The 17,940-nt window shown below is 42.6% G+C and carries 12 protein-coding genes; all 12 read right to left on the bottom strand.

Annotation, left to right across the window (positions count from 1 at the left end; translation table 11 throughout):
• Window positions 1-337: 337 nt before the first annotated feature.
• Window positions 338-1,957 carry a PKD-like family lipoprotein gene (locus WS42_RS11760; RefSeq protein WP_022160075.1) on the bottom strand — a complete coding sequence of 540 codons (1,620 nt, stop codon included), beginning with the start codon at window positions 1,955-1,957 and terminating at the stop codon, window positions 338-340.
• A gap of 13 nt (window positions 1,958-1,970) precedes the next feature.
• Complete coding sequence (locus WS42_RS11755; RefSeq protein ID WP_022160076.1) at window positions 1,971-2,738, bottom strand: DUF4843 domain-containing protein; 768 nt, start codon at window positions 2,736-2,738, stop codon at window positions 1,971-1,973.
• A gap of 8 nt (window positions 2,739-2,746) precedes the next feature.
• Window positions 2,747-4,171 carry a RagB/SusD family nutrient uptake outer membrane protein gene (locus WS42_RS11750; RefSeq protein ID WP_022160077.1) on the bottom strand — a complete coding sequence of 475 codons (1,425 nt, stop codon included), beginning with the start codon at window positions 4,169-4,171 and terminating at the stop codon, window positions 2,747-2,749.
• Between the two features lie 25 nt (window positions 4,172-4,196).
• Window positions 4,197-7,529 (bottom strand): SusC/RagA family TonB-linked outer membrane protein, encoded by a 3,333-nt coding sequence (locus WS42_RS11745; protein ID WP_286728516.1) that lies wholly within the window; start codon window positions 7,527-7,529, stop codon window positions 4,197-4,199.
• Between the two features lie 75 nt (window positions 7,530-7,604).
• The gene (locus WS42_RS11740) at window positions 7,605-8,783 is read right to left on the bottom strand and encodes a FecR family protein (protein WP_022160078.1); all 1,179 of its coding nucleotides are present in this window, start codon (window positions 8,781-8,783) and stop codon (window positions 7,605-7,607) included.
• Window positions 8,784-8,835: 52 nt separating this feature from the next.
• Window positions 8,836-9,396: an RNA polymerase sigma-70 factor gene (locus WS42_RS11735; protein ID WP_022160079.1), complete on the bottom strand. Its 561-nt coding sequence runs from the start codon at window positions 9,394-9,396 to the stop codon at window positions 8,836-8,838.
• Between the two features lie 420 nt (window positions 9,397-9,816).
• The gene (locus WS42_RS11730; RefSeq protein ID WP_046402880.1) at window positions 9,817-11,373 is read right to left on the bottom strand and encodes a RagB/SusD family nutrient uptake outer membrane protein; all 1,557 of its coding nucleotides are present in this window, start codon (window positions 11,371-11,373) and stop codon (window positions 9,817-9,819) included.
• A gap of 12 nt (window positions 11,374-11,385) precedes the next feature.
• Complete coding sequence (locus tag WS42_RS11725; protein ID WP_046451130.1) at window positions 11,386-14,916, bottom strand: SusC/RagA family TonB-linked outer membrane protein; 3,531 nt, start codon at window positions 14,914-14,916, stop codon at window positions 11,386-11,388.
• Window positions 14,917-15,000: 84 nt separating this feature from the next.
• A complete protein-coding gene (locus WS42_RS11720) occupies window positions 15,001-16,155 on the bottom strand; it encodes a FecR family protein (protein ID WP_022160082.1) in 1,155 nt (384 codons plus the stop codon).
• Window positions 16,156-16,251: 96 nt separating this feature from the next.
• Window positions 16,252-16,821 (bottom strand): RNA polymerase sigma factor, encoded by a 570-nt coding sequence (locus WS42_RS11715; RefSeq protein ID WP_022160083.1) that lies wholly within the window; start codon window positions 16,819-16,821, stop codon window positions 16,252-16,254.
• A 240-nt stretch (window positions 16,822-17,061) separates the two neighbouring features.
• Window positions 17,062-17,232 carry a hypothetical protein gene (locus WS42_RS15575; protein ID WP_022160084.1) on the bottom strand — a complete coding sequence of 57 codons (171 nt, stop codon included), beginning with the start codon at window positions 17,230-17,232 and terminating at the stop codon, window positions 17,062-17,064.
• Window positions 17,233-17,235: 3 nt separating this feature from the next.
• Window positions 17,236-17,877, bottom strand: a complete 642-nt coding sequence (locus tag WS42_RS11710) for a DUF6266 family protein (RefSeq protein WP_022160085.1) — start codon at window positions 17,875-17,877, stop codon at window positions 17,236-17,238.
• Window positions 17,878-17,940: the final 63 nt, after the last annotated feature.

Genomic DNA, 17,940 nt, shown 5'->3' with positions numbered 1-17,940 from the left:
TTCAGAACCCGACCAGGGCAATATCCTGAAGAACTCTGCACAACATAAAAACCTGTAAGCCAACACATCATACCCTCCCACCTCCTCCGTTTGTTCAATACATCGGTTCCTGATTGCGGCTGCAAAGATAGAACAATTAATACCCCAGTTCCAAATTTTTTATACACTTTTTTTCAAAAAAAATGAATCACTTTGGACAAGTTACTAATTTACAACAATATTATTCAACGTCTGTTTGTAAGATTCCATTTAGAATACCATAAAAACAAAAGAGTGTATTCAAAAATCGTTTTTTTGATACACTCTTTCCAAATATAACTACTGTTATCCGGATATTTCAAAAATACAATACATCCGACACATCCACCCCATTCTCTTTCCCATCTCTGAGAAATTTTTGGTATTTCACCATAAGGTCAACCGGATAACCTGCCACTCCTTCATACTTCCGGATCATATTCATGGTTTTCAGATCCAGGACCAGCACGTCTCCTTTCAGTTCCTCGCCCATTCCTTCGGTATCTTCACCATAGCGGGAAATCCCTAACAATATTTCCTGTTCCGTCCTGGATACCGTCATACAGGTGATTTTATCATCAGCATTGTAACCGAAATCGGTCAATGTCATGATCCTATTCTGACTTCCCGGCGCATTGCCATTTTCCAGATCTCTCAGATTATAACGATATAGGCCGTTATCCGTTGCAAAAAACATATAACTCTCATTCTTCATCGGATAATAAGAGGTTCCGGAATTTATCACCTCACCAGGCACAATTACATCAGCCAGTACGGTAAAAGGGACGGCAGCGGTTTCGCTTGTCTTCGACGGAAGTTTCAGGTATAACATCCGGTAAACGGAACCGTTTCCCAAAACAGCGACAGCCTGATTCGGAGAAGCAGTATGTGTCCCGTACAAAAGTGAATAGCCGGCATAAATCCCCAATTCAGAACAAGCCCTATTAGCTGCAGAACTGTTTACATTGGCATATATAAACTGTCCTTCACTTTCATCAAACAAATATAACAATTCCGGAGAACTGTAGTTTTGTGTACCACTCCCGGTCAAAGATGCCAGAAACATAACCGGAGACAATTGCCCATGCCAGGGGCTTGCTTTTTGCATAAATGTCATATTCAAATCCACGTTGTACGCAGGCATAGCCATCCGTTGATCATGCCAAAGCTCATCATTGGCAATCACGAAAATATATCCTCCCAAACTCGTTGTAGTTGCAGACGTCGTCAAATGCCAGCAGGCTTTCACATCAAACTCCGTTATATCCGGCGGCAAAGTCATGGCACGTGAGATAAAAAAGTTATGATCCAGATACTTGTTTTCCCCGATCTCAACTAAGGTCTCCTCACTCAGACACTTCAACCGGTGATCCGTCTCTATTTTCAATCCCGAATTGACATTAGCCGCTTCAGGAATATAACACCGGTGAATCTTGCGTGGATTCGTTCCCAAACGGTTACCGGTCAATGCTTCATAATAATTCGGAGTAAAAGTACTCCCCTCTCTGTCCAGACGCTTAAAGGATAATTCTGCATGCCCCTGATACTTGCTTAAAACAAGGATACCGTCACCTGCCGTAGAACTGGACACATTGATTCTGAAATTTTTAAAGGCCTTCGTCCCCAATTCCTTATCGGTTACCACAAAACGTGCTGTATTAATCCCCAACGGGAAATTAGCATATACATTCAGATCTTTCGTCGTCGCCACAACCTTCTGGTTGACTTCCCACATATAAGTAAACCGGTTCGAATCCGAATACTGCGTTCCCTCCAAAGTCACGGGAATAGACAACAAATCCATCTGGTCACAAAGCACCAGGCTATCGATATTCTGTATGCTGATCTGGTTGATTTCCCGATAATCGTAATTTCCTTTATCATCATAACAGGCATATGCCAGGATAAGTAGGTATAAAAAAGTAATTATTTTTTTCATAATAGCCTCCTATTTAATTCAAGTCCGTAATCTCGACAAGTCCGTCCATCATAATCCGCATACCAGTCTCATCATCAATAATGATATTTTTATTCAACCATTCTCTCAATATCTGGGATTTCTTCGTCATATCCACCCCTGTTCCCACAAATGCATCTTCAATAGCGAAAATCGGATCCAGCTCAATCAGCTTACGCCATTTTTTAGGATGATAAAATCCGAGTTCCCCCTCATTGGCCGTCCACCAGGCTGGCGGAAACAAAATGTCATTGACAGATAATTTCATCTCACGCCCGTCTTCAATGCCCAGCTGAAAATCTCCTCCGGCAACAAGTGTAAGCATCAGCGTCTTGCTTTCAGGATTCCGAAGGCTTTTACTCAGATTTTTCCGGAAAACAACAATCCGGAGGGTATCCTGAAAACGGCCGGGACCAAATAATTGCTCCTCAGCCAGAGATACATAATCTTCATCGGCAACCATATCGGTCTCCCCATTTAAATAATTACCTTTTTCAAGTACTTTTACCCGGTAAGTACGTGGTTCTTCCGACGTATTACCTAAAACACGTACCACTATTTTAGCCGTATCTGCAACAACGTCATCCGAAAGTTTTCCAAAAGAAAAAACGACAGAATCCAGACTTACTTTGTTGCCCAGGCTATTTAATACCTCATACTGGAAATATATCCGGTTGACATCATCATACTGATATTCCACCTTCTGCTCACATCCTTGTAAATAAAGGCAAAACCATAAAAATACATATATAACTTTCTTCATTGGACAATTCAATTTTGTGTTCTGTTACCATACTCTATTTCATCTTCCGGGATCGGGAATACAAAGACATTATTATCAGCTTTCACCTGATCTTCGGAAGTATTTCCCCAGATATCGTGATGCAAACGCTTATAAGTTAAAAAGATCACTCCTTCCCCGATAAACTCTTTGCGTATTTCCCGCATGATCACGTCTTCGGTTACTTCCTGCGATACCACCTCTTTCTGTGTCCTGGCCTGTTTGAAAGTCTGCAGTAATTCCGCAGCATGCCCCGGATCGTCTTCCATCCAACCCTCCGCAGCAATCAGGTACATTTCCGACAAACGGATTATCGGAACTTTCGGGAAAAAACGTTTACTATTATCAGAGGTATATTTTACAATATAAATTTCACTGTACCAATTCAAACGGTAATCATCCAGATCCCCTTCATATATGCTACTCTGAAACCCTACAGCCATCTGTAAATTACCGTCCGAACCAGTCACCCGTTTATGTATCGCTTCAGCACCTGTTTTTATAGCCTGGTTCCGTAGTGAAAAGATATGCTCACTAGAAAAAAGCAAATCTTTATCGGCCATATCCACATTCAAACTTTTCTCATAATCCAATAAGGCGAATTTTTTACTTTCAATCACCTCTTCAGCCAAACGACGGGCTTCTTTTTTATATTCTCCCCCCATATCCAGATAAACCCGGGCCAATAAAGCCTTTGCAGCATAATAATTCATTCGTGCAACATACTGGTCAGCCTGATCTTTATTTTCATCCACCCCGTTTCCTAATTCATAGGGTACCACCGAACAAATGGGATCATCTTTCAGGCATTCCAAAGCGTTTTCTAAATCCCCGACCACCAGATTCAGATATTCCTGTGTCGTATATACAGCAGGTGTCTCCACTCCGAACTTCAGCTGATAAGGTAAAATCCGGGCAGCCTTATCCAGCTTCACATCGGGAGCAAACAAACGGTAAATATCGAAATGATGCATTGCCCTTAATGCCAATGCCTCACCCCGGACCTGATTACGCCGGGCATCCGACAGGACAGAAGCATTTTTATCACTCCACTCCAATATATTATTGATGGCTGCAATATTAGCATATAAAGCATACCATATGGAATAGATATAAGCCTCCATATCCTTGTCTTCATAATCATAATCCCTGAATATTTTCATGGCATTCGGCACCCGGGAATAATCATAAGTACGCGACATCACATCCAGCATGCCGAATGAAAGGGTCTGACCATATAGTCCCGCGGCCGACATATCATAATACACCCCGGCCAACGCTTCGGTAAATCCGCGTTCCGTACTGAACAATTCCGATTCTTCGCTCTGGTTTATCAATTTAATATCCAACCAGGAATTACAGGAGCATAACAAACACACCCAAACTAAATTCCATATGCTATTTTTCATTTTCATAAGTTCTATCTTTATCTGTTAACGACTAAAAAGTAACATTCAAACCGATACTGAAAGTACGTGCAAAGGGATAACTCGTCCCCCGTTCCTGTTTTACCGAGGACAAGCGGAACAGATCGGTAGAACTCAACAGCAGCTTCACTCTTTCCATATACATTTTCTGGGAAATCTTACGAGGCAACTCATATGACAGGGAGACACTTTGCAAAGCCAGCAAATTGTTATCAAATACCAGGCGGGTTGTCTGATAGGGCGCACTCGTATCGTCGATACGTCTGAATTTCGCATGATCCCCCGGTTCTTTCCAACGGTCGTACAATACCCGTTTATCAGCATTCTTAAGCGGATTAGCCCCTTCCACTTTCGAGGCCAGGGTAGCATTATATATTTTTCCACCGTACTGATATTTAAACAGCATATACAGATTGAATCCTTTCCAGTTCAGATTAGTGTTCACATTTCCTTCGATTTTAGGCTTCATATCCCCACATTCGATCTTATCGTTATGGTTATATTCAAAAGTCATTTCCCCGTTACGTTTAATATAAATTTCATTCCCGGTAGCCGGATCGATTCCTCCGGAACGCACCACCATCAAAGCCGTCTGTGAACGTCCCGCCTCGAACTGACGATATACCACCGTTCCCTGGTTTGCCCGGTCATCGTTGGCATATTGATTGATGGTTTCCAACTGATTGGATAATTGGGTAATCTTACTCCGGTTATGGAAAGCGGACAAGGTGACATTCCATCTCAGATCTTTGACTGCATCCTGGATCAGGTTGAAACGCAAACGGGCTTCCACACCCGTATTTCTCAATTTCCCGATATTCTCCACATAATCGATAAATCCCGTCGAAGGAGCTACAGTTACAGGCAACAGCAGACTACGGGTATTTTTAATGTAAAAATCTCCGTTAAACACCACCAAACCGCGCAAGAAAGTAAAATCCACCCCCACATTATAAGCAAGGGTTGTCTGCCACTTCAGATCCGGATTTCCATAACCAGCCAGACTAACTCCGAAATTTCCGTTATACTCCCTGCTAAAATCATACAGGTAGGTTGTCAGCGCCTGGGTAGATGAAAAATTAGTTGTCCCCGTACTTCCCACCGAAGCCCTCAGCTTCAATGCGTTTTTCTCATGAGCATGCCAAAAAGACTCATTGTGCACGTTCCAGGCTACCCCCAATGACCAGAAAGGAGCAAAACGCGAATTACGTCCGAATTTACTGGAACCGTCCGAACGAAAAGAAAAGTCCAGGAAGTAACGATTGCCGTACCCATAATTTACATTAGTAAAAAATCCTACCAATCTCGATTTATCATAGGTTCCCTGAGGACTGGTATTTTCCTGAAAAGCATTGGCTGCACCGATAAAAATCATGTCCGGATTGATAAACCCGACTCCGGTAAAAGACTCACCTTCCGTCTCCGATTGCATGATATTGCTTCCGACCCCGACATTCAGCATGTGTTTATCTATCGTCTTATTATAAGCCAGTGTCAAATTACCGTCAAACCGGTCACTCCGGGAATTTACCAGATAATAACTCCCCTTCTTTTTCGGATCCGTTTCTGTACTGTAATCCAGTGATTCCGGAGATTTAAACAAATCCCGCCGGTCAAACTGCCTGGTATAACTGAAACGCCCCTGTAAACGCAAAGCCGGAATAATCCTCCAGTCGATATTGAAATTATCCTGAACAGAGGTATAAGTGCTGGTATTACGCTTGGGCAGATTGGCACTGACCAACGGATTCCAGTCACCCGAAGAAAGTTTTTCCACAAACTCTCCGTTTTCGTCATAAATCCGGTCATACGGATTCTGGTTGGCATACAAAGAGAATTCATTGTACGGAGAATTCTTCGCTTTCACATTATCGACCGACAAGTCATTCCGGATAAAAAAGCTGGAACCGATATTGTAATTGAAAGTCAAGTTAATCCCCAACCGGTCCCGTCCGGATTTCTTCATGACTCCTTTATCCGTATCATATCGTAAATCCACGCCATAACGGAAATATTGATCTCCTCCTTCAAAATTGAGCGAATAACGCTGATTTAACGAAGTAGTCAGAGGCTGGGACAACCAATAAGTATCCACCCCTCTTTTCACCTCTTCCAAACGTGAATTATAAAGTTCTTCCAGTCGTACCTGTTCTGAATAAACAGGATCGGTATATACACCGGCCCGGCGTTCATATTCCAGTTTTTCCGCAGCATTCATCAAATTATAATCCCTCAAATCCGGGATTGAAACGTTGTAATTGGCATTCAGGTTTATCCGGATTTGTCCGGCTTTCGGACGGATAGTCGTAATGACAATCACTCCGTTGGCACCCCGAGACCCATATAAAGCCGTTGCACTGGCATCTTTCAGGATAGTCGTGGATTCCACCCGGTTCAGGTCCATATCATAGATCCGTTCTGCCGAAACCTCCACTCCATCCAGAATATAAAGCGGGGCATTGGGGTTTGTCGTCGCATCGTCAGCATTGGCCCTCAGGTCAAAACCATTCTCTCCCCGGATCGTAATATCCGGTATCACATTGGGGTTAGACCCTTGTGTAAGGCTCTCGTTCAAGCGGATAGAAGGATCGAAAGCATTCAACGCCTGAATCATATTCAAAGCCCCGACTTTTTTCAGTTCCTCGGTATTGATGGTTACCTCCGAACCTGTAAAACTCTCTTTCGATTTCTGGAAATACCCCGTCACAATCACTTCGTCCATCTCTGCAGCCTCCTCCTCCATGACGATAGTCAATTCTTTCCCTTCCACATAATTCACCTCCTTTTTACGCATTCCAACAAAGGTACACACCAGGACGACAGCCTTGCCACGGGGTACCTGAATAGAAAATCTTCCATCCATATCCGTAGCAACCCCCAGGTTCGTACCCTTGATAACGACAGTCACTCCGGGCAAGGTATGTCCCTGTACATCTACAACTTTTCCTTTTATGGTCTGTATCTCCTGCTCAAACTGATCCTGTCCCTGTTTAGCAGTAATGACCACCGTATTATCGATCAACTTGTATTCCAAATTGGTTCCTGTCAAAATATGATCCAATACTTCCTGAAGATTCAAATTCGAGTAATCCGGATTCAGACGATCCAGCTCACGTACATAATCATGATTATAAAGGAAAGTCACTTTGGATTGGCGTTCAATCTCTTTAACGACCTCTGCAAAGGTCACATTCTTCATTTTCAATGTGATATTTTCCTGCGAATATCCTTTCGCAGTCACTTGAAAAGTTTGTAACACAAGTAATAAAGTCATCAGCTTCATCGTCCGCATCATTCGTCCCGGGAGAAATACACCGGGAAATTTCCTGTTTTTCGTTTTTTTCATAACTTTGTTTGACTTATAAGTAAATAAATACCAGAACGGACAGGCGGCCGATTCCCTACATCGGCTACCTGTCTTTTATTCTGCGATATAAATAGTAGTTCCTGAAACATTAAATTTTGCGGGACAAGCCAGAGCCAGCATCGATACGATCTGTCCGAAATCATCATAACGTCTTAAATTACCGGTAAATTCAATATGCCGGGCTTTTTCCGACTGAAACACCACCTGCACATCATACCAGCGCGACAAAGTCCTCATAATATCTTCCAGAGTCTGACGTTCGAATATAAACCTCCCGTTTTTCCAACCGATATATGCCTGTACATCCACTTGCTTTTTAACTAAATTACCAGTCTTCAGCTCTATAGCCCCCTGTTCATTCGGGTACAACAATATCCGTTTTTTGCCGGTGAACATGCATACCCTCCCTTCCACCAGGGTGGTCTGAATCATTTCTTCATCCTGATAAGCCCGGAGATTAAAAGAGGTTCCCAACACCTGTACCTGCACCTTTCCCATCTCTATAATAAAAGGGGACGATTTATCAGAGGCCACCTGAAAATAAGCCTCTCCCTGCAAACGTATCCTTCGTTCCCCGGAGGGAAAAACAATCGGATATTCCACTTCACTCTCCGAGTTCAGCCAGATTTTCGTTCCGTCGGACAGTATAAGTACAAATTCTCCCTTACGGGGAATACTCAAAGAATTATACAATAGCTCTTCCGGCAAAGACGGAATATTCTGATACACTAAAGAGGCAGACGAAGCCTTAGCTACAGAACCGTCCTGCTGCTTTATAGAAGTGGCAGTATCTCCGCACAAATGAATCTGTTCCCCGTTGGCCAAGGTAAGGACAGCCTTACTACTACCAGCAGGAATGACAGATGTCGATACCTGAGGAACAAGCGTACCGTTCCTGTCTTCCCGGAGCCAGCACCAGTAAATTCCTATTGCAATCAGACATACAGCTGCCACAGCAGCTAACCCACGCAACTTCCTGTAAGACCATGGACGTTCCCTTGCTATTCTTTCAGAAAAAGCAGTATACGCAGCAGCCGGATTTATAGACAAATCCAGTTCGCGTTTCCGCCTGATATAGTCACGATCATTCAGATTTTCAAATTGTTGCTGATGTTCCGTTGATTTCTTCAGCCAAAGCCTGAGTTCTTCCATCTCCTCTTCTGAGATAGTCTCCTCCTGATAACGCAAAATCAAATCAGCAATCCGAAATGCTTTCTCACTTTTTAATTCCATATTTTCTGCCTTTTGTATAAAGACAGGAAAAAACTAAAAAGTGGGCAAAAATTTAAAAAATTAACAATGCTAATATCCAGAAATTACTCAACCGTATCCGCAGCATCTTCATACCTCTCTTTCTATAAGCCTTTACAGCCTCTTCGGTTATCCCCAACAAAGAGGCGATCTCCGCATTGGTTTTCCTCTCCAGTATCAGATAAAAGATAGTCCTGATTTTAGGGGGTAAAATATCAATTGCCTGTTTCAATGCCAGATACACCTCTTCTTCGATGATCTGCGATAGAAAAAAATCAGCTTCAGCTTCCCCGTTTAATTGTAAGTATTTTTTCTTCACCTTATCATGTTCCAAATAATTGATACACCGGTTTCTCACTGATATATACAACCAGGATTTCAAAGAAGAAAGTTCCGAAAGATGCTGCCTCTGTTTCCAGAAATCATAAATGACATCCTGTACCAAATCCTCTGCCAGATCGGTATCTCTCAAATATTTTGCAGCAAACATGACCAATGAGGAATAATATAAATCAAACAAACGTTTATAAGCCTTCTCATCTCCTTCTACCAACAGTTTCAGCCAATGTTTTTCATATTTAATTTTATCTTCCACCCCATTATGATTTAAAATGCACTACTCTCTGTATTTTATAAATACAAATTTATCCAATTTCTTTAATTTTTCAAGCTTCTCCTTTTTATCTTCATCCTCTATTCATTGGATTCCACGCTTCATCTCCGATAACTTACATCCAAAAATAGACGGAGGGAATATGGGGATGGAAACCTGTCCAATCCTCTCTGTTTACAACTGGATAATGTATAAAAAATCGAAGACTATAATACACAAAAAGGAAAGTGGAGACACAAAAAATCAAATAATCCGTCACAATCCCGTTGAAAAACAATAAAAAAAGAACTGTCTAAAAGTGAAATGCCCCCAAAAGTTTTATGTCCAACTTTTTGAGGGCACTTCATTTCTTAGACAGCCCCTGGTTTCATCAAAACACTTTCGATCTTTTCTTTCCCCGGTCTATTTCGGATTATAGGGCCGGGTATCCAACGGCAATCCCCACTGCGGATTATATTTTATAATGTTATTCGGAATAGGGAGAACGTAATATTCGGAATTTATCGAAGCCGAATAAGTCTGAGTTCCGATTTTGTGCTCGATAGTGGTTTTACACCACGGCTTGCCATTATCCAATGCCAAACGTTTCAGATCGAGCACACGCTGGAAAGTTGCAATCGGTAATTCCCTGCGGCGTTCTTTCAGGATTTCCTCCAACAACTGATCTTCAGTCAGGGCAGCTCCATTGGGAAGGTCCGTACTTCCCTGCGTATTGTCATACCTGTATTTCCTGAGGGTATTCAGGTCAGACAAAGCTTCTGTTTTCCGACTGTTCCGGGCGTATGCTTCTGCTCTCATCAACAACAGTTCAGGATAACTGAATCCTTGTGTCATTTTTATTTTTACATCCCGATAATATTGTAAGACAATCCCGTCATCATACTTCGTATCCCCTACAGTCGTCGCATATCCTAAATCCTTCAGCATAAACAACCGGTATCTCAAATCCGTATTTTTATCGAAAAGAGAGATAAACTCTACCGAAGGATAACCACTGCTTCCCATCCCTCCTGAAGGAGCAACCCGATAGAACAACATTTCCCGGTGATAGGTCTGTCCCAAATAATCGTCCTGGCCCTTCAAATCCAATGATACCTCCACATCAGTACCCGGAGAAGGACTGGCCTCCGGATCGGGTTCATAGTAGAAATCGTTGTAATTATAAATCAAATTATCCACCGAACCTTGCTGAGCTAAGGCCGATGTCCAGGCCATATCTGCATATTCCAGCATTTTTCCGAAATCACGTGCAAACATGTAATAATAAGCCATCAAAGTCTGTACTGCACATCGATTCATACGGGCAGGATGGTTTACATTATCGGGAACACTCTTCAGAGCGAAATCGATATCCGCTTTGGCCAGCCCGAACACCTCGGCCGTTGTGGATAATGCCGGATTAGCTTCTGTAGGAGAAGCTGCGGTACGATAAGGAATCGTTTTTGTATCGTTAGCTCCGGCAGGATCATAAACAGGTCCGTAAATCATGGCCATTGTCAGATAAGACCACGCCCGGGCAGCCCGGGCCTGTGCCGACAATTCCTCAGCCAATTTCGCCGTCTTTTCATTCTTTACGTCATTTACCCCGTCAATCACATTGTTCAACAAACCGACGGCACGATAAGTACCCCATTCCCAAAAATAATCGGGTTTTTCAGGATTACCGTAAGGCAATTTAAACGTATAGGCAGCGTAGCGGTTAATGTTCGGATGGGTTGCGGTATAATTATAATTGGCACTATTCTCACTGATTTGCAGGTTATCTCCCAAAGAAGCGAGAAGCGTACCTTTATTATTGTCCATATAGTACCAATCTACCGTATACGTATTATTGAGTATATTCTCAAACTCTTCTACTTCCGTAGGAATCAATTTTCCGACAGGCTTGACATCCAAAAAATCATGACACCCCATAAACAAGCCCACCATTAAAGAAATAGTCAATAATTTCGCTTTCATAAGTATATATATTTAGAATGAAAATGATAAACCAAAATAAAATTCAGGACGCAATGGCAATGACGTGAATCCCTGTTCCGTAAAATTATTATATGCTCCTGTCATATTCACCTGAGCAGTTTCCGGGTCTATATCCGTCCCCTTAGCCGTCACAGTCCAAATATTGCGTGCCTGGAAGTAAGCCCGAACATTGTTTACTCCTACAGAAGACAACCAATGTTTAGGGAAGGTATAGGCAAGCGTCACATCCCTCAATTTCATATAACTGGCGTTTCCGGTCAGGAAATCGGTATAAGGGAAATACCAATGTTCCGTACTTCCACTCCGGAGTTGGGGATATTTTTTGGTAGCTTCATCTCCCGGCTTTTGCCAACGGTCGGCAACATGACGATTCTGATAATTCATACCATAGAAACCGTCTTTACGGTATTGATGCCCTAATTTGGCGATAAACATAAAAGAAAGCTGAACGTTTTTATATTTGAACGCATTGGTAAACGACAAATCATATTTCGGACGTACCGTACCCAAATATATAATATCATCGGTAGTCAAGTTAGCGAGCCGGTCTTTCTCTCCGTTTGCCGAATACCCCAAAGCTTCTCCTTTATCGTTCAGACCCGCATATTTAAATCCAAACATAGCGTCGGCAGGGTAACCTTCAGCTAAAATAGGTGCCATACTGGCCCATTGGCTGGTATACATCCGGGTTACATTATATGTTTTAACTTTATTTTTATTATAACTGAAATTGAAAACCGAATTCCAGACGAAATCCTGTTTTTTGATAATATCGGCATTAACAGAAAATTCTACACCATTGTTCTGCATTTCCCCGACATTTTTTGTCAGACTGCTGAATCCGGTCGTCGGGTCGATGGCATCTCTGGCCAACAAATCGGAGCTGTTCTTCAAATAATAATCGAAAGTCAGATTTATACGGTTATCGAATAAAGCGATATCGGCACCGATATTGGTCGTTTTTGTCTTTTCCCAACGCAATTGATTGTTTGGAGGAGAAGCAATACTATAAGAAACTCCACCGGTCATTTCCTGATAAGAGCCTGCCGCAAGCATCAGGTACGGACCTTCGCTTAAAGAAATATTTCCGTTGATTCCGTAAGAAGCCCGCAGATTTAAACGATCGATCCAGGAGACGGAGAAGAATTTCTCTTCAGCCAATTTCCAGGTTGCTCCCACCGACCATAACGGTTTATACCGGTATTTCGAATCTGTTCCGAAGAAATTGGTCAAATCCAACCGTACACTTCCGCTAACCAGATAACGGCTGTCGAATTCGTAAGAACCGTTTCCATACCAGGAAACAAAACGGTTATCCCGCAAATTATACGCCCCGTTTTTTAAAGAATAAACCGTAGTCGAGCCGAACAACATATCCGCCTTATTCAAACCTGAATTCCAATCTTTTATATTTACCGGGATGAAAGATCCTGCCGTCGGATTATATCCCAAACGGGTCGCATACTGATTATTACTATAAGTACTTTTGCGTACTTCATTTCCGGCAAGGAAGGTCACCCGGTGCCTGTCATTCAGAAACGAACGGTTAAAGTTGATCTGAGTCCGGAGTGTCCAGCTTTCATTGATGTTACGCCATTCATCGATCATTGCTCCGTCCGGAAAATAATGACTGGCGTTGTTTGTCTTGGAGGTTGCATCATTGTATTGAATCCTGATACGATAAGCATCCCGGTCATAAGTCGTTTTCTCCACTTTATTTCCTCTGGTCCAAATCCCTCCGGTCTCGATATTCAATCCATCGATAATATATATCTTTAAGGTTCCTCCCAAACGAGTCTGAATATCTTCCGTATCGGTCGTCTCCTTACCCACATCCTCAATCGGATTATAGCTCCAGTCCTTCATATTAGCGATTTTCTCATAATTGGCAATTTTATAAGTACTGGTCGAAAATACCGTCGTCGGTTTGCCCGTCTCCGGATCGACCAGATTATCATAAGGCTGTATCAACGAAGTATTGGTATAACCCAACAAATCGCTCCAACCTCTTACCGGATGTTCATCTTTAGTATATACGACATTAGCTATTAATCCCAACGAAATGTATTTGGACGGTTTCCAGTCGTTCTTCAAATCGAAAATCAGACGGGAATTGTCGGAATGAATCATATTTCCCCGATTATACATATAATTGACAGCTGCATTAAACCGGTTTTTCTCCGTACCGCCATTGATGGCTATATTATGCTGATGGCTGAGCTGATTGCGGTAAAAGTATTTCTCCGCCTGCTTCAAACCGTTTATATTCCGCAATTTATCGATTTCAGCCAAAGCTTCTGCCTCAGTCATATTTCCTTCCCGTGCCTGCATCATCAGCCAGGTCACTTTACTCATATTGCTAACGGATTGCGTACTGGGACGGTTCGGATTCTGGTAATACAAATCTAATTCCGCATCGATATAATCCGAAGTCGACGCCCGGTTCAATTTAGATAATTGAGGCTTTAAAATCGTACTTACAATTCCTTTATAAGATACGTTAAAACGATCGGCAGCCCCACGGGTAGTCGTTACTACAATCACACCATTAGCAGCTCTGGACCCATAGATAGAGGCAGCGACCCCATCTTTCAGCACTGTAATATTCTCAATATTCTCAGGATTAATCGATTCGAGCCCCCCCTCGATAGGATAACCGTCCAACACCACCAAAGGCTCGTTTTCCGCATTGAAAGTTGACACACCACGGATTTCTATTTTACCGTCTTTATCCAGTACAACTCCAGTGGCCTGTCCTTCCAGGACAGAACTCAGATTCGACTGTAATTTTGTCTCGATATTCCGGGGAGTTATCACTCCGAACGAACCGGTAGTCCGTTCTTTCGAGATAGTTTGGTAACCTGTAACAATCACCTCATCGAGACTTTCGGCAGCGCTTTCCAAGACCACTTTCAATTCCTGATTGTTTCCGATTTTTATTTCCTTCGTTTTCATGCCCACAAAAGAAAATTGCAAAATCAGGTTGGGCTCATCGTCCACTTTGATCTCAAACCGACCATTGATATCGGTCGCAACACCTGTCTGGGTACCTTTCACTATAACAGAAACTCCGGGAAGGGTAATTCCTTTTTCATCTTTGACAATTCCCCGGATCAGCCTTTTCTGTTGCATCAGAGTTTCCAGCACCTCCCGACTGTTTTCCCTGTCTTTGATTACCACAACATCCCGCAGGAAAGTGTAAGTAAGTTCCGTCCCCTCCAATATCTCATCCAATGCCTTCTCTAATTCCAGATCATGAATTTCGATCCGGCGGTTCCCGATATTTTTCAATTTCTCCTCATTATAAAAAAAACGGACACCGGTTTGTTGTTTTATTTTTTTAAATACCTGACGCAACTCTGCGTTCTCCATGATCAGGGAAACCTTTTTCAATTGTGCATTTGTTGCAGCAACTACCGAAAGATTCAACATCACAGTAAACAAAAGGCATAATTTCATAACCCGGAATAAAGGATTAAAATTAATGGGTACACTACGCCCATACACTTCGTTTTTTTTCATAACTTTGTTTTAGTTTTAGTGAATACTGAAATTAACTGCTCGGATGCGGATGAAGGTTGGCGCTGACATCCGCTCCTTTATTTTTTATTCTATCAAAACAGTCTTGCCTTTTATGCTAAACCGGACATTTCCACCGATTTCCATAAATTCCAGAAAATCGTTGATTGTCTTATAACGTTCCAGATCACCTGTAAAATGTAATTTTTTGACTTCTTCGCGTTTATAAAAAACGGCAATATCATACCACCTGGACAATACTTGCATGATTTCTTCCAGTGTTGCATTTTCAAAAACATATTTTCCGTCTTTCCAGCCGGTATATAAAATAACATCTACTTTCCGGGGCTGAAGACTTCCTCCTTCTTCATCCTTTATCTGAAAACCAGGTTCCAACATGATTTCCCGACCCGGTTGTCTCTCCGGTCGGTACACCACCTTTCCCTGCACCAATGTTGTAACGGTTTTTTGTTCTTCCCGGTAATCCCGAACGTTAAACCCCGTACCCAACACCTCAATCGCTCCCCTGGAAATGTGTACGATAAAAGGATGTTCGCTATCTTTCGCCACCTCAAAGTAGGCCTCTCCTTCTAAATAAACCTCCCGCCGTTCTGCGGTAAAACTAACCGGGAACCTTAGTTTTGAATCGGCATTGAGCCAAACTTTAGTTCCATCCGCTAAAACCAACTGATATTCCCCTCCTATCGGAATATCAATGGTATTGTATACCAATGCTGGTGTCTTTTGTTTTCCTTTATATTCCACGATGGCAGAATCCAAATTCAGGAGCGTTCCGTCTTCTCCGATCAGTTGCTGTTTTTTATCTCCTAAAACTATTTTCTCTCCGTTTGCCAGCGTAATCATCGCCTTGCTCCTGCCGGGTTCCACCACTTCATTTTTTACCGTCAGCGGGGGGACAGACCGTAGCTGTTCCCGATGACTCCAAACCAGTCCAATCCCCACAAACAACAAAACGGCTGCCGCTGCGGTAAGACCGATACGCCCAAACCTCCACCACCTTTTCCTGTTTTTGTATTGCAGGAATTTACGATACGCTATTGCAGAATCGAACTCCTCTTTCTGACGTAAACGTGATAACCAACGTTTGCGATCCGGAAAAGGAAATTCCCGTTCTTCTATTAAGTTTTGAAGACGGATTTTCTCACTTCCCTTCAATTGTCCGGTAATTTCTTTACACCATAAATCAGAAAGTTCTTCCCTTATTTCGTCATCTTTGTTCATATAACGATTATTTATATAAATAATCCACAAAAAGACAAAACGGGTACCTTTATTAACTGAATTTTTTTCGAAAATCGGATAAATTTATTTAAAAAGTCAATCTTTGGGGTGGAATAAAAGACAGAATAAAATGAAAATGTCGGGTGACAGAATTTTCCGGATATACTGATAAGCTTCTTTTTTATGTTTTTTGACCGTATTGACACTGATTCCCAGAATTTCACCGATTTCTTCCACCGTTTTTTCTTCTAAACAAAGCAGCATCACCTCCCGTCGTTTCTCCGGCATCCGGGCAATCACGCCCCGCAATTTACGGACGACCTCTTCCTCGATCACCGCCCCGAAATCTCCGGCGCTCTCCTCTTCCTGCCCGCATTGGGTCAAACACAGTTCTTTTATATTGCGGTCACGTAAAACTTTCAGACAATTATGATATACCGCCCGATAAAGGTATCCGCGGAAAGAAGGCATATCTTCGAAATAAGTATCCGCTTCCCACAACCGGACAATGATCCCCTGCACCACATCCATAGCATATTCCCTGTCTTTCAGAATTTTCAAAGCATAACAACAAAGCGGAGAATAATACTCCGCATATAAATATTGCCATGCCTTTTCCTGCTTGGTATTGATACCGTATAAGAAATTCTCCGGTTCTTCCGCCATATCGAAAACATCTATGATGGACAAATATAGTGAAAGGCGAGAGCAAAAACAACAAACTGGTTGGATTGATTTTGCCGAACCGCATCTTATATTATACAAATATAGCAATTATAACCCATTCCCCGATTTTATCAATAAAAAAATCAAAGAAAACTATACTGACAAAACAACCGCCCAACCGCAAATGTTGCGATTGAGCGGTCATACAGACAGAGTTATCGATCCCTGTTGCCTGAAAAATCACGGTTTTCTCTTTTCCCACTTATGCCTCAACCAGGCAACCGCCATACTGCCGGCGACACCGCCGAGAATACTCACTACTCCGGCCCAGAAATCTTCCGCAAAATTCCCTATCCAGGAATTCAGGCCCAGAGTAATACCCGTTCCTAAAATAAAATAGCAGATCGCCATACTTTACGCTTGGGTTGAAACCGGCAGAAAGATACTGTCCGAAACCATCCGTTCATTCCCGGACATGACAAAGCAATACACATTAACCTTGGCCGCATTCCATCCGTCAGGTAAAGGGACTTCCGTTTCCCCGGCGATACCCCTGTTTTTCAATGCCACCAGACGCACCCGTTGCAGTGCCGTTTCCAACAATACGCCGTACACTTTATCGTCCAACGCGGCAAACCCTTCTTCGGCCTCCTCCGCCGTCTGGACGAAACGATACACCACCGGATCCTCCTCACAGGTCACTTCCACCCGGGGCGTATACAGTAAACCTGAGGCCAATTGCAGAGTTTCGAAATCAATGCTCCCGGTCATGTCCTCATCCACCGTCACCTGTTTCATATTGGCCGCCATAAAAGCGTTGTAAGCCGTTCCCTTACCCACTCCTGCAAAGCCTTTACGGATGACCGGCAGGATACGGCGGGCAAATCTACCGAGGAGCCTTACCCTCATCCGCTGCATCAATACCTCCGGCGTCGGATTGTCTTTCCGCCCGAACACTTTCGCCCGTACGATATTTTTTCCTTTTGCATAAACGATAGTCAGGTTACCGACTGATTTTCTCGCTTTTCCAAGTAAATAAGAATTAAATTCTGCCATGATTTTTAAATTTAAAATTAACATAATGAATCACTTGCACATAAATCCGTGCAATTCAGGACC

The organism is Odoribacter sp. N54.MGS-14 (assembly GCF_000980295.1).
Classification (GTDB): domain Bacteria; phylum Bacteroidota; class Bacteroidia; order Bacteroidales; family Marinifilaceae; genus Odoribacter; species Odoribacter splanchnicus.
Note: the sequence above shows the minus strand (reverse complement) of the source record. Positions and strands in the feature narration are given on the sequence as shown.

What these genes read in the sequence shown, in the direction of transcription:
- WS42_RS11760 (WP_022160075.1), bottom strand. Translation starts at nt 1,957, where the DNA reads ATGAAAAAAATAATTACTTTTTTATACCTACTTATCCTGGCATATGCC.
- WS42_RS11755 (WP_022160076.1), bottom strand. Translation starts at nt 2,738, where the DNA reads ATGAAGAAAGTTATATATGTATTTTTATGGTTTTGCCTTTATTTACAA.
- WS42_RS11750 (WP_022160077.1), bottom strand. Translation starts at nt 4,171, where the DNA reads ATGAAAATGAAAAATAGCATATGGAATTTAGTTTGGGTGTGTTTGTTA.
- WS42_RS11745 (WP_286728516.1), bottom strand. Translation starts at nt 7,529, where the DNA reads ATGAAAAAAACGAAAAACAGGAAATTTCCCGGTGTATTTCTCCCGGGA.
- WS42_RS11740 (WP_022160078.1), bottom strand. Translation starts at nt 8,783, where the DNA reads ATGGAATTAAAAAGTGAGAAAGCATTTCGGATTGCTGATTTGATTTTG.
- WS42_RS11730 (WP_046402880.1), bottom strand. Translation starts at nt 11,373, where the DNA reads ATGAAAGCGAAATTATTGACTATTTCTTTAATGGTGGGCTTGTTTATG.
- WS42_RS11725 (WP_046451130.1), bottom strand. Translation starts at nt 14,916, where the DNA reads ATGAAAAAAAACGAAGTGTATGGGCGTAGTGTACCCATTAATTTTAAT.
- WS42_RS11720 (WP_022160082.1), bottom strand. Translation starts at nt 16,155, where the DNA reads ATGAACAAAGATGACGAAATAAGGGAAGAACTTTCTGATTTATGGTGT.
- WS42_RS11715 (WP_022160083.1), bottom strand. Translation starts at nt 16,821, where the DNA reads ATGGCGGAAGAACCGGAGAATTTCTTATACGGTATCAATACCAAGCAG.
- WS42_RS15575 (WP_022160084.1), bottom strand. Translation starts at nt 17,232, where the DNA reads ATGGCGATCTGCTATTTTATTTTAGGAACGGGTATTACTCTGGGCCTG.
- WS42_RS11710 (WP_022160085.1), bottom strand. Translation starts at nt 17,877, where the DNA reads ATGGCAGAATTTAATTCTTATTTACTTGGAAAAGCGAGAAAATCAGTC.